Raw genomic sequence first — 12931 nt, forward strand, 5'->3', positions numbered from 1 at the left:
ATGACCGCTCTCGCCCTCCCTCAATCGGCGCCGCTGCGCAGGTTTTCCAACCTGCTCTACCGCAAGCCGAACCTGTACCTGTCGATGCTGCTGGTGCCGCCGCTGCTGTGGTTCGGCGCGATCTATCTGGGCTCGCTGCTGGTGCTGTTGTGGCAAGGTTTCTACACCTTCGACGACTTCACCATGGCGGTCACGCCCGACCTGACTCTGGCCAATTTCGCCGCACTGTTTCAGCCGTCGAACTTCGACATCATCCTGCGCACCCTGAGCATGGCCGTCGTGGTGTCGATCGCCAGCGCCATCGTCGCGTTCCCGATTGCCTACTACATGGCGCGCTACACCACCGGCAAGACCAAGGCGTTTTTCTACATCGCGGTGATGATGCCGATGTGGGCCAGTTACATCGTCAAGGCCTACGCCTGGACGCTGCTGCTGGCCAAGGGCGGTGTCGCGCAGTGGTTCGTGCAGCACCTGGGGCTGGAGCCGGTTCTGCAGTTCATTCTGGGGATTCCCGGGGTCGGCGGCAGCACCTTGTCGACCTCGCACCTGGGCCGGTTCATGGTGTTCGTCTACATCTGGCTGCCGTTCATGATCCTGCCGATCCAGGCCTCGCTGGAGCGCCTGCCGCCGTCGTTGCTGCAAGCCTCCGCCGACCTCGGGGCCAAGCCACGTCAGACCTTCATGCAGGTGATTCTGCCGCTGTCGGTGCCGGGGATTGCCGCAGGTTCCATCTTCACGTTTTCGCTGACCCTGGGCGACTTCATCGTGCCGCAACTGGTGGGCCCGCCGGGCTACTTCGTCGGCAGCATGGTCTACGCGCAGCAAGGCGCGATCGGCAACATGCCGATGGCTGCGGCGTTCACGCTGGTGCCGATCGTGCTGATCGCCATCTACCTGTCCATCGTCAAACGACTGGGGGCCTTCGATGCACTCTGAAAAGGCCTCAACTGGCTTAAAAATCGCAGCCTGGGGCGGGCTGGTGTTCCTGCACTTCCCGATCCTGATCATCTTCCTCTACGCCTTCAACACCGAAGACGCGGCGTTCAGCTTTCCACCGAAAGGCTTCACGCTGCACTGGTTCAGCGTGGCGTTTTCCCGGCCAGACGTGCTGGAAGCGATCAAGCTGTCGTTGCAGATCGCGGCCATCGCCACGCTGATCGCCATGGTGCTCGGCACGCTGGCTTCGGCGGCGTTGTACCGTCGGGACTTCTTCGGCAAACAGGGCATTTCGCTGATGCTGATCCTGCCGATTGCGCTGCCGGGGATCATCACCGGGATCGCGCTGCTGGCGACCTTCAAGACGTTGGGGATCGAGCCGGGGATGTTCACCATCATCGTCGGCCACGCGACCTTTTGCGTGGTGATCGTCTACAACAACGTCATCGCCCGTTTGCGCCGCACTTCGCACAGCCTGATCGAAGCGTCGATGGATCTCGGCGCCGACGGCTGGCAAACCTTCCGCTACATCATCCTGCCGAACCTCGGCTCGGCGTTGCTCGCCGGCGGCATGCTCGCGTTTGCGCTGTCGTTCGATGAAATCATCGTCACCACCTTCACCGCTGGCCATGAACGCACCTTGCCGCTGTGGTTGCTCAACCAGTTGAGCCGCCCACGGGACGTGCCGGTGACCAACGTCGTGGCGATGCTCGTGATGCTGGTGACCATGCTGCCGATCCTCGGCGCCTACTACCTGACCCGGGGTGGCGAGAGCGTGGCCGGCAGCGGCGGCAAATGATTTCCCTGACCTTTCCCACCCTGAATTTGCAGTAGAAAGAGGACAACAACATGCAAACCAAACTCTTGATCAACGGCCAACTGGTCAACGGCGAAGGCCCGGCGCAACCGGTACTCAACCCGGCGCGCGGCGAAGTGCTGGTGGAAATCAACGAAGCCACCGAGGCCCAGGTCGATGCCGCGGTGCGCGCTGCCGACAGTGCCTTCGCCGAATGGTCGCAGACCACGCCGAAAGACCGTTCGCTGCTGCTGCTGAAACTCGCCGACGCCATCGAAGCCCACGGCGAAGAACTGGCCAAACTGGAATCGGACAACTGCGGCAAACCCTATAGCGCCGCGCTGAACGACGAGATCCCAGCGATTGCCGACGTGTTCCGTTTCTTCGCCGGTGCCAGCCGTTGCATGAGCGGTTCAGCCGGCGGCGAATATCTGCCCGGCCACACCTCGATGATCCGCCGCGACCCGGTGGGCGTGATCGCCTCCATCGCGCCGTGGAACTACCCGCTGATGATGGTCGCCTGGAAAATCGCCCCGGCCCTCGCCGCCGGTAATACCGTGGTGCTCAAGCCGTCGGAACAAACCCCGCTGACTGCGTTGCGTCTGGCCGAACTGGCGTCGGAAATTTTCCCGGCCGGCGTGCTCAATCTGGTGTTCGGGCGTGGGCCGAGCGTGGGCAGTCCGCTGGTGACCCATCCGAAAGTGCGCATGGTGTCGCTGACCGGTTCCATCGCCACCGGCTCGAACATCATTTTCAGCACTGCCGACAGCGTCAAACGCATGCACATGGAACTGGGCGGCAAGGCCCCGGTGATCATCTTCGACGACGCTGATATCGACGCGGCGGTCGAAGGCATTCGTACCTTCGGTTTCTACAACGCCGGCCAGGACTGCACTGCCGCGTGCCGGATCTACGCCCAGCAAGGCATCTACGACAAGTTCGTCGAAAAACTCGGCGCGGCGGTCAGCAGCATCAAGTACGGCTTGCAGGATGACCCGTCGACCGAACTGGGGCCGCTGATCACTGCCCAGCATCGCGACCGGGTGGCCGGGTTTGTCGAGCGCGCTGTCGCGCAATCGCACATCCGCTTGATCACCGGCGGCAAGGCTGTGGAAGGCAATGGCTTCTTCTTCGAACCGACCGTGCTGGCCGATGCACAGCAGGACGACGAAATCGTCCGTCGCGAAGTGTTCGGGCCGGTGGTGTCGGTGACCAAGTTCACCGATGAAGCCCAGGCGCTGGAATGGGCCAACGATTCGGACTACGGCCTGGCGTCCTCGGTATGGACGGCGGATGTAGGACGCGCCCATCGACTGTCCGCGCGGTTGCAGTACGGCTGCACTTGGGTGAATACGCACTTCATGCTCGTCAGCGAAATGCCCCACGGCGGTCAGAAACTGTCCGGCTACGGCAAGGACATGTCCATGTACGGGCTGGAGGACTACACCACGGTTCGGCATGTGATGTTCAAACACTAAAAGTATCCCCCCCGGCTTCAAGGCAGAAACCGGTCATCCGCATCACCAGGCATTCAAAACAATAACTACCGATCCGGGCGGCGCTCACCAAGCCCCGCCACGGTTTCGGCCATCCGAAATCTGCCGATTTCACGGAGCAAACACACATGAGTGCATCACCCGATCTCTCAGCCGCCGTTGCCGACAGCGATGCCGAACAACTGCGCCAACTGGGCTACACCTCCAACTTCAACCGCAGCATGAGCCTGTGGGAAAACTTCGCGCTGGGCTTCACTTATCTTTCACCGGTCGTAGGGGTTTATACCCTGTTCGGCCTGTGCCTGGCCGCCGGCGGTCCACCGATGTTCTGGGCCTATTTGCTGGTCGGCTGCGGGCAATTACTGGTGTGCCTGATCTTCGGCGAAGTGGTTTCGCAGTTCCCGATTTCCGGTGGCGTTTATCCTTGGGCGCGGCGGCTGGTGGGCAAGAAATGGGCATGGATGGTCGGCTGGATCTACTCCATCGCCCTGTGCGTGACCATCGCCGCCGTGGCGGTCGGCGCCGGCCCGTACCTCGCCGCCATGCTGGGTTTTGAGCCGAGCAACAACACCAACATCGTCATCGCCCTGGTGCTGACACTGTTCGCCACCTTGGTGAACCTTAGCGGCACCAAAGTGCTGGCGCGGATCGCCATGTTCGGCTTCCTCTGCGAACTGGTGGGCGCAGTGATCGTCGGCGTGTACCTGCTGATTTTCGAGCGTCATCAGCCGATCAGCGTGCTGTTCAACACCTTCGATATCAGCGTCGACGGCTCCTACCTGCCGGCGTTCCTTACCGCGTCGCTGGCGGGGATGTTCCTCTACTACGGCTTCGAAGCCTGCGGCGACGTCGCTGAAGAAACCCCGAACCCGAGCAAGAAAATCCCGGTGGCCATGCGCATGACCATCTACATCGGCGGCATCGCCGCGATGTTCGCTTGCCTGGCACTGATCCTCGCCGTGCCGGACATGCAGGCGGTGATCAACGGCACCGACAAGGACCCGGTCACCACCATCCTCAACAACGCCTTCGGCCCGGTCGGTTCGAAAGTGGTGATGGGCGTGGTGATGATTTCCTTCATCTCCTGCGTCATCAGCCTGCAAGCGGCGGCGAGTCGTCTGCTGTATTCCTACGCTCGTGATGAAATGGTCATCGGCAGCCGACTGCTGAAAAAGATTTCTCCTACGACCCAGGTGCCGGTTGCTGCGCTGTTCGTGTCCGGCGTCCTGCCTGGCCTGATCATCGCCCTCGGCTTCTTCCTGCAAGACGCCGTAGCCACTATCGTCAGCTTCGCCGCCATCGGCATCTACCTCGCATTCCAGATGATCGTCCTCGCCGCCCTGTACGCCCGCAGCAAAGGCTGGAAACCCAGCGGCAAATTCACCCTCGGCGCCTGGGGCTGGCCGGTGAACATCGGCGCGCTGGTGTACGGCGTCGGCGCAATCATCAACATGGCCTGGCCACGCACGCCGGATGCAGCGTGGTACATCAACTACGCGATGGTGCTAAGCACGGTGATCGTGATTGGACTGGGGTTGGTTTATATGTGGATTGGCAAGCCGTATGACCATGGGAAGGCGCCGGCTGGGGATGCGTGGAAGGTGAGTCGCTAAACACAATCGCCCCGGAAGTTCAGATACTTCCGGGGCGATATACGAAATCCAGGTTACTTAAAAACGCACCTACAGATCAGGAAGGTGTAATCAACTCGACGGAGGGGAAGTAATTGCGGTAGCGCTTAGAGTCACGTGTCAACAACGGCAGTTTTTTTACAGCTGCATGAGCACCAATGAAAAAGTCCGCCAACACATTGTGTTTTCCTCCGCCTACCTTTCGATAACGAACGAACGCTTTACCAGCCAAAAAGAGCGCAGGTCGCGGGATTTCCTGCATGACTAAGCCGAGCTGATTAACCACCCCATCCAGGGCTTCAAACGTTGAAAACGTCTGGGATAACTCTGCATAGACGATCGGGTTAATGACCAACTCATGAATTAGCGACTGAGCGCGAAGTTGCTGGATAGACCAGTCAGCCCAAGCTGGGTCGTCCTCCAAAACGTCAATCAACACATTGGTATCAACCAACACCATTAATCATCACCCCGAAGCAACGCCATCAAATCATCGGTCCGCCATTTGATATCGGCTTTGCCACGAACAGCATCAAATCGATCCGGAATTTTCGCTTTGCCTGCATCGGGCTTCGCACTGTGCAATACCACCTCTCCCTGCTCATTGACACTGAACTCAATCGCCGAGCCCGGCGTGAGATGCAAGGCATCACGGATTGGCTTGGGAATCGTCACTTGGCCCTTACTCGTCATGGTTGTCGTCATGTCATGCTCCTTGAGTATTACTCGCCACACCAACGTAATACTTGGTTTCGGGATCTGCAACCGCCGCTGATCGTAGGACTATTCCGACCGATTTAAAGGACGACAGCGCAGTGCTTTAAAGCGTTTTGCTCTGACGATAAACAGCTGCCATAGGTAGCAGTGACCCGCCCTGAAACAAGCGGTAACTGGAAACCGAATATTGGATCGTCGGGAAGAAGACCTGAGGTTCGTTCCGTGGACTCGAATGAATATAGGAAAATTTGTGGCTCAGGGGCCGCCTCTCTGCAGAACATGCAAAAACAGGAATTTCCTACAGACGCTGCCTTCGAGAAAGATCTTCGATTCCTACAACAAGCGTCGATTAACCGGGCTTGGCACCATAGGCACCTGACCGATACGCTTCTTTTCGGCAGCGAAGTCAGCAGCCCGGTGTCGAAGCCGGAACAAAATCAAAATGGCGCAACCGCACTCATACGAGTGGCGGCTCTATTCTCAATATTGGAGTCGACGAATGCCCAATCAAACTCAAAATCCCTCTAAAGATCATCCTTACTTCATCCCCACCGTATTCACCCGCCACAACCGCTTCCTCCACGCCCTTCTGCTCGATCACCAAGCCTGGTTTTGCGCTCAGGATCTGGGCCGCATGATGGGTCATCCCTTGAACTCACGCGTCACGCTCAAACTCGACCCCGACCAACGCCGCACCGTCCGCCTGCGCAAGTACGGCAAAGTCGTGGAGACACCGATGGTCAGCGAATCCGGCATGTACGCGCTGCTCGTCCATCATTTCATTCCGGAAAACCGCAACCTGCGGCAATGGCTGAGCAATGAGGTGATTCCCATTTTGCGAGAAACCAGCTCAGCGATAGCGGAAAACTGCCCGAGCCTGAGCTCCGTGCATTGGGCCGGCGTCACCGTGCCGCTGCTGCACTGGCAACAACAGGCCTGGGTGAAATGGCGTGATATACCGGAATTAGTGTTTGGTCAGCAGCCCTATCAGGTATCGGGGAGATGTAGCTGACGGCCTCACTTGGGCCAATGAAAAAGGGGCGGACTCCAGAGTCCGCCCCTTCAATGCTCACGATCTACCTCGACCAATTTCTGAACGAGTCCCTAGCAGATGCACAACGTCATCCCTGCAGTACCGCCCATTCTGGAAATCATCCCGAGCGACGAGGGTTTTGCTGAAGACTACCTGCAAAAACTCGTCAAACAATGCGCGGTTGCCGAGCATCTGCACGCAATCCATGTCGGCATCACCGATGCTGACGCGGGTAAGTTGATTGATCTGGCCACCGTGAAGGCCAAATGGCTTTCACGGTGAACCTCCTGCTTCAAAACCGCGAAACACTCCTCATCGCATCCACCAGATACCGCATCGCAATCCGGTCGCTTTCCGACAACTCCCGGTAACGCTCCACCAGTTTCAGTTCGTCAGGACTGAGCCGGCGTCTTCGCCGGACGTTGGTGAGGCAGGGAAAGATGCCCAACATTTCGGTGATGCCTTGTCCTTTTGCCATGGACGTTGTCCTTTTCCAGTACGTCAGAATTATTCCAAAACCGCATCGCCCTGCTCCCTCAAGCAGCGATTTGAGTCCTGCCGGTCGGGTTAGTCGTGACCGGCCATGCCCATAGAATAGAAATTAAATCGGCGCTGAAAAGCGGTTTTTAGAGTAATTAGTCGAAAAAAGCAGATATGCCCTGTAAATCAGAAAAGGCTGTGGGATAAGTAACCGTAACGTCTTGTTTCATTGAGACGCTGTCGCCGTGTAATCAATGAATTTTGCAAAATCAGCGAACGGATTAAGCTAGCGCGCATCTGTTACTAGTCCGTAGCGTTTGGCCGAAGGCTTGTCCGAACCGTAATTTCTGATCCAGTACGTGCCAGGAACGGCGCGGGATTGTCCACGACAGGTTGTATCTATGCACCGCAGGAATTTGCTCAAAGCGTCCATGGCCATTGCGGCCTACACCGGCCTTTCCGCCTCCGGCCTGCTCGCCGCGCGCGCCTGGGCCGCCTCTGGCGGTGCCGCCGACGGTGAAGCCCAGGCCTTCGACTTCGAAACGCTGAAGCGCCAGGCCAAGCAACTGGCCGGCAGCGCGTATCAGGACACCAAACAGGTGCTGCCGCCGACCCTGGCGACCATGACCCCGCAGAACTTCAACGCGATCCGCTACGACGGCGAACACTCGCTGTGGAAGGAGAACAAGGGTCAGCTCGATGTGCAGTTCTTCCACGTCGGCATGGGTTTCCGTCAGCCGGTGCGCATGTACAGCGTAGATCCCAAGTCCCGTACGGCTCGCGAGGTGCATTTCCGCCCTCAGCTGTTCAACTATGAAAACACCTCGGTCGACACCCAGCAGCTCAAGGGCGACCTGGGTTTTGCCGGCTTCAAGCTGTTCAAGGCACCGGAGCTGGATCGCCATGACGTGGTGTCGTTCCTCGGCGCCAGCTACTTCCGCGCCGTGGATGCCACTGGCCAATATGGCCTCTCCGCCCGCGGCCTGGCCGTCGACACCTACGCCAAGAAGCGCGAAGAATTCCCTGACTTCACCAAGTTCTGGTTCGAGACCCCGGATCAGAACGCGACCCGCTTTGTGGTCTACGCCCTGCTCGACTCGCCGAGCGCCACCGGAGCCTATCGTTTCGACATCGATTGCCAGGCCGAGCGCGTGGTGATGGAAGTCGACGCCCACATCAACGCCCGCACCGCCATCGAACAACTGGGCATCGCGCCGATGACCAGCATGTTCAGCTGCGGTACCCACGAGCGCCGGATGTGCGACACCATCCACCCGCAGATCCACGACTCGGATCGTCTGGCCATGTGGCGCGGCAACGGCGAGTGGATCTGCCGCCCGTTGAACAACCCGGCGACCCTGCAATTCAACGCCTTCGCCGACACCGATCCAAAAGGTTTCGGTCTGGTGCAGACCGATCACGAATTCGCCAATTATCAGGACACCGTCGACTGGTACAGCAAGCGCCCGAGCCTGTGGGTAGAACCTACAACCGCATGGGGCGAAGGCTCCATCGATCTGCTGGAAATTCCCACAACCGGCGAAACCCTCGACAACATCGTCGCGTTCTGGACGCCGAAAAAACCAGTGGCCGCCGGCGATTCGCTGAACTACGGCTACAAGCTCTACTGGAGCGCCCTGCCGCCGGTCGGTACGCCGCTGGCACGGGTGCATGCGACCCGTTCGGGCATGGGTGGATTCGTCGAAGGCTGGGCACCCGGCGAGCATTACCCGCCGGTCTGGGCCCGTCGTTTCGCCGTGGACTTCACCGGTGGCGGTCTGGATCGCCTGCCGCAGGGCACCGGGATCGAACCGGTGGTCACCTGTTCCAACGGCAAGGTGCAGGATTTCAGCGTACTGGTGCTGGATGACATCAAGGGTTACCGGATCCTGTTCGACTGGTACCCGACCAACGACAGCGTCGATCCCGTGGAACTGCGCCTGTTCATCCGTACCAACGACCGCACGCTGAGCGAAACCTGGTTGTACCAGTACTTCCCGCCGGCGCCGGACAAGCGTAAGTACCCTTGATGATTCTCTGGCGTCAGATCGGGCCTCATCGCTGGCAAGCCAGCTCCCACATGGGTATCGATTGATCACAGAGCTTGTGTACAACAGAAAACCTGTGGGAGCGAGCTTGCTCGCGATGGCGTCAGTCCAGGCGACAGTAAAAGTGGATATCGTGAGGTTCGAGTGCAAACAACTCGGGATCCGGTTGCTTCAATAACCGGCAACCCTGGTGCTGGTAGAACTCCACGGTATTGCGCGACTCGGTCGCCGAGACGTACAACGCCTCGGCGCCGACCTCTCGGCCATGCTCGCAAGCCAGGGCAAACAAGCGCCCGCCCAATCCCTGCCCGCGCCAGTCACGGCTGATGTGCAGGAACTTCAACTGCCGCATCTTCAGGCCCTGATTGTGAATAACCCGGTTATCCACAACCACCGCCGCCACCATTGTCTCGCCATCGAAAAGTCCGTGTAGCCAACCGCCGCTGCGCCAACACTTTTCCAATACCCGCGCATTCTCCTCCGCCTCCCCTTCGGGCCATCCGCGCATGTCAAAACGCGCCAGATACAGAATCAGCTCAGCGTTTTCCACGCGATAACATTCCTCAACCAACTCACTGCGGTCGATCAGCGCCAGCAGCGGCAAGTCCGATTCAGTCAGCACTCGTTCGATCAACATTGCAGTCCATTCCCTTGCGATTCCGGACGGCAGACAAGAAAAAACCCGCCGGTTCAATGGCGGGTTTTATAGGCTTTGCGGCAGGTCGGAATCAATCCCGCAAATCAGACTCGTGAATCGGCTGATCCCGATGGGTCGCACGTTGATACTGCGCCGGCCACACAGCTTTGCGGCCGCCCAGGTCATCATCGGCATGCAGCGGCCAGTACGGATCACGCAGCAGCTCTCGGGCGAGGAAGATGATGTCGGCCTGACAGGTTCGCAGGATGTGCTCGGCCTGGGCCGGTTCGGTAATCATTCCCACGGTGCCGGTGGCGATGCCTGACTCCTTGCGCACCCGTTCGGCGAAGCGCGTCTGATAACCCGGCCCCACGGGGATTTCGGCGTTGACCGCCGTGCCCCCCGAAGACACATCGATCAGGTCAGCCCCCAAGGCTTTCAGGCGTCTCGCCAGCTCCACGGTTTCATCGGGGTTCCAACCGTCTTCCACCCAGTCGGTGGCCGACAGGCGGACGAACACAGGGAGTTCTTCCGGCCATACGGCACGTACCGCCTCGGTCACTTGCAGCACCAGACGAATGCGGTTTTCGAACGAACCGCCGTACTGATCGCGGCGCTGGTTGCTCAGTGGTGAAAGAAACTGGTGCAGCAGATAACCATGCGCCGCATGCACTTCGACCACACTGAAACCGGCGGTCAGCGCACGTTTGGCCGCGGCCACGAAATCCTGAATGACTTGGGCGATCTGCCCCTCATCCAGCTGTTTCGGCTGGGTGTGCTGCGGGTCAAAGGCAATCGGCGAAGGACCGACCGGGGTCCAGCCGCCGTCATCCGGTTTGACGCTGCCGTGCTTGCCGATCCATGGCCGATGGGTGCTGGCCTTGCGCCCGGCGTGGGCCAGTTGAATGCCGGCCACTGCGCCCTGCGCATTGATGAATCGGGTGATGCGTTGCAGCGGTGCGATCTGTTCGTCGTTCCACAGGCCCAGGTCTTCGGCGGTGATCCGCCCGTCAGCCGTGATCGCCGTGGCTTCGGTAAATACCAGGCCCGCGCCCCCCACGGCACGGCTGCCGAGGTGCACAAGATGCCAGTCGTTGGCCAGGCCATCGACGCTGGAGTACTGGCACATGGGCGACACGGCAATGCGGTTGGGCAGGGTCAGTTGGCGAAGGGTAAAAGGTTCAAGCAGCAGACTCATGGGGCACCTCTCAAATCAGTGGGCAGGCTCCAGGGTTCTGTTTGAAAAGTCGACGAGTGACATTAAAAAGGTGCAGCACCCGCCCCCGCGGGCAAAAAATTCGACAAGACGTCACAAGGCCAATCAAGCAGTGCTTAGAGCCTAGTCGACATCCGGGGATGAGGGAGGGTTCAGAGTGATTCTGTGTGTGTAAGTCCGCTGTCGTCGGAACGCCGCCCGGAGCAAGCTCGCGAAAGGGTCAACGCGGTTCGATATGCGCAATCATCAATTGCACGGTTTCATTGCCGCGAAACTCGTTGAGATCGAGCTTGTAGGCCAGTTCGACCCATTTGATCGTCGGGTTCGGCCAGATATCGCGATCGATGCCGAAGGCGATGCCATCAAGCTTCACCGAACCGCATTCGGTTTTCAGCACCACTTTGAGGTGCCGCTCGCCGACCACTCGCTGCTCGACCAACTGAAACACGCCGTGAAACAGCGGCTCCGGGAAATGCTGGCCCCACGGCCCGGCGTGACGTAAAGCGCGGGCCAGTTCCAGATGAAATTCTTCGACCGCCAGCGTACCGTCCGACAGCAGGCGCCCGGTCAGATCTTCTTCACGAAGTTGCCTACGCACCTCGGCGTCGAAGGCCTCGGCAAACAACGGAAAATTCTCCTGCGGCAAGGTCAGGCCGGCCGCCATCGCGTGGCCGCCGTACTTGCTGATCAAATCCGGATGCTGCGCCGCCACCACGCTCAGCGCATCACGGATATGGAAACCCTGCACCGAACGCCCCGAGCCCTTGAGCAAACCGTCGCCAGCATCGGCGAACGCGATGGTCGGGCGGAAATAACGCTCTTTCATCCGCGAAGCCAGAATACCGATCACACCCTGGTGCCATTCCGGATCGAACAGGCACAACCCGAACGGCATCGACTCGACCGGCAAGTCCTTGAGCTGGGCCAGCGCCTCGCGCTGCATGCCCTGCTCGATGGATTTGCGATCCTGGTTCATGCCGTCCAGTTGCGCGGCCATTTCCCGTGCCAGCGCAGCGTCTTGAGTCAGCAGGCACTCGATGCCCAGGCTCATGTCATCCAGACGCCCCGCCGCGTTCAGGCGCGGGCCGACGATGAAACCGAGGTCGGTCGACGTAATGCGCGAGGCTTCACGCTTGGCCACTTCCAGTATCGCCTTTATCCCCGGCCGCGCACGCCCGGCGCGAATCCGCTCCAGACCCTGATGCACCAGAATCCGGTTGTTGGCATCCAGCGGCACCACGTCGGCAACGCTACCCAGCGCCACCAGATCCAGCAGTTCGCCGATGTTCGGTTGTGGTTTGCTCTCGTACCAGCCAAGGCTGCGCAGGCGCGCGCGCAAGGCCATCAATACATAGAAAATCACTCCGACCCCGGCCAGCGCCTTGCTCGGGAACTCGCAGCCGGGCTGGTTCGGGTTGACCAGCGCATCGGCCTGCGGCAGTTCATCGCCGGGCAAGTGGTGATCGGTGATCAAAACCTTCAGACCGTGACGCTTCGCGGCCGCCACACCTTCGACGCTGGAAATACCGTTGTCGACGGTGATCAACAGTTGCGGCTCGCGGGTCATCGCGACTTCGACGATTTCCGGGGTCAGACCATAGCCGTATTCAAAGCGGTTCGGCACCAGATAATCGACGTGCGCCGCGCCCAGCAGGCGCAAGCCAAGCACGCCCACGGTGCTGGCCGTCGCGCCGTCGGCGTCGAAGTCGCCGACGATCAGAATCCGTTGACGCTGCTCCAGCGCCGTCACCAGCAGGTCCACCGCCGCATCGATCCCCTTGAGCTGCTGGAACGGAATCAACCGCGCCAGGCTCTTGTCCAGCTCCGCCTCGGACTGCACGCCCCGCGCCGCGTACAGGCGGGTCAGCAGGGGTGGCAGTTCACCAAGAAACGGCAGAGTGGCGGGCAACGGGCGAGGATCGATACGCATGGGGTGACAGA

Annotated in this window: 13 protein-coding genes; 7 read left to right on the plus strand and 6 right to left on the minus strand. The window is 59.9% G+C overall.

Annotated features, from left to right (window positions below; translation table 11 throughout):
* The 4 genes from OQ248_RS05170 (at position 1) to OQ248_RS05185 (ending at position 4841) form a co-directional block, all read left to right on the plus strand.
* On the plus strand, positions 1-936 hold the full coding sequence (locus OQ248_RS05170; RefSeq protein WP_007954664.1) for an ABC transporter permease: 936 nt from the start codon (positions 1-3) through the stop codon (positions 934-936).
* Complete coding sequence (locus tag OQ248_RS05175) at positions 926-1735, plus strand: ABC transporter permease (protein ID WP_265812216.1); 810 nt, start codon at positions 926-928, stop codon at positions 1733-1735. The genes OQ248_RS05170 and OQ248_RS05175 overlap by 11 nt, the downstream gene beginning before the upstream one ends.
* A gap of 50 nt (positions 1736-1785) precedes the next feature.
* Positions 1786-3210, plus strand: a complete 1425-nt coding sequence (locus tag OQ248_RS05180; RefSeq protein WP_265812217.1) for a gamma-aminobutyraldehyde dehydrogenase — start codon at positions 1786-1788, stop codon at positions 3208-3210.
* A 146-nt stretch (positions 3211-3356) separates the two neighbouring features.
* Positions 3357-4841 (plus strand): amino acid permease, encoded by a 1485-nt coding sequence (locus tag OQ248_RS05185; RefSeq protein ID WP_248744473.1) that lies wholly within the window; start codon positions 3357-3359, stop codon positions 4839-4841.
* A 76-nt stretch (positions 4842-4917) separates the two neighbouring features.
* Here OQ248_RS05185 and OQ248_RS05190 read toward each other — a convergent pair whose 3' ends face one another.
* Both OQ248_RS05190 and OQ248_RS05195 read right to left on the minus strand, forming a co-directional pair.
* Complete coding sequence (locus OQ248_RS05190; protein ID WP_179692533.1) at positions 4918-5319, minus strand: type II toxin-antitoxin system VapC family toxin; 402 nt, start codon at positions 5317-5319, stop codon at positions 4918-4920.
* Complete coding sequence (locus tag OQ248_RS05195) at positions 5319-5564, minus strand: AbrB/MazE/SpoVT family DNA-binding domain-containing protein (RefSeq protein WP_065259664.1); 246 nt, start codon at positions 5562-5564, stop codon at positions 5319-5321. Before OQ248_RS05195 ends, OQ248_RS05190 begins: the two co-directional genes overlap by 1 nt.
* 511 nt (positions 5565-6075) lie before the next feature.
* On the opposite strand from OQ248_RS05195, the gene OQ248_RS05200 reads away from it, so the two are divergent.
* On the plus strand, positions 6076-6588 hold the full coding sequence (locus OQ248_RS05200; RefSeq protein ID WP_265812218.1) for a Bro-N domain-containing protein: 513 nt from the start codon (positions 6076-6078) through the stop codon (positions 6586-6588).
* 99 nt (positions 6589-6687) lie between these two features.
* Positions 6688-6891, plus strand: coding sequence for a hypothetical protein (locus OQ248_RS05205; protein WP_265812219.1), 204 nt, complete (start codon positions 6688-6690; stop codon positions 6889-6891).
* 10 nt (positions 6892-6901) lie between these two features.
* Here OQ248_RS05205 and OQ248_RS05210 read toward each other — a convergent pair whose 3' ends face one another.
* On the minus strand, positions 6902-7087 hold the full coding sequence (locus OQ248_RS05210) for a hypothetical protein (RefSeq protein ID WP_039769577.1): 186 nt from the start codon (positions 7085-7087) through the stop codon (positions 6902-6904).
* Positions 7088-7490: 403 nt separating this feature from the next.
* Between OQ248_RS05210 and OQ248_RS05215 the strand changes: the two genes are divergently transcribed.
* Positions 7491-9119 (plus strand): glucan biosynthesis protein D, encoded by a 1629-nt coding sequence (locus tag OQ248_RS05215; RefSeq protein ID WP_265812220.1) that lies wholly within the window; start codon positions 7491-7493, stop codon positions 9117-9119.
* Positions 9120-9240: 121 nt separating this feature from the next.
* Here the strand turns inward: OQ248_RS05215 and OQ248_RS05220 are convergent, their stop codons facing one another.
* From OQ248_RS05220 to recJ, 3 genes are all read right to left on the minus strand, one after another.
* Complete coding sequence (locus OQ248_RS05220) at positions 9241-9774, minus strand: GNAT family N-acetyltransferase (protein ID WP_265812221.1); 534 nt, start codon at positions 9772-9774, stop codon at positions 9241-9243.
* A gap of 91 nt (positions 9775-9865) precedes the next feature.
* Positions 9866-10972 (minus strand): NADH:flavin oxidoreductase/NADH oxidase, encoded by a 1107-nt coding sequence (locus tag OQ248_RS05225; protein WP_265812222.1) that lies wholly within the window; start codon positions 10970-10972, stop codon positions 9866-9868.
* A gap of 238 nt (positions 10973-11210) precedes the next feature.
* Positions 11211-12920 carry a single-stranded-DNA-specific exonuclease RecJ gene (gene recJ, locus OQ248_RS05230; protein ID WP_265812223.1) on the minus strand — a complete coding sequence of 570 codons (1710 nt, stop codon included), beginning with the start codon at positions 12918-12920 and terminating at the stop codon, positions 11211-11213.
* Positions 12921-12931: the final 11 nt, after the last annotated feature.

This window comes from Pseudomonas sp. COW5 (assembly GCF_026240005.1).
GTDB classification, from domain to species: domain Bacteria; phylum Pseudomonadota; class Gammaproteobacteria; order Pseudomonadales; family Pseudomonadaceae; genus Aquipseudomonas; species Aquipseudomonas kribbensis.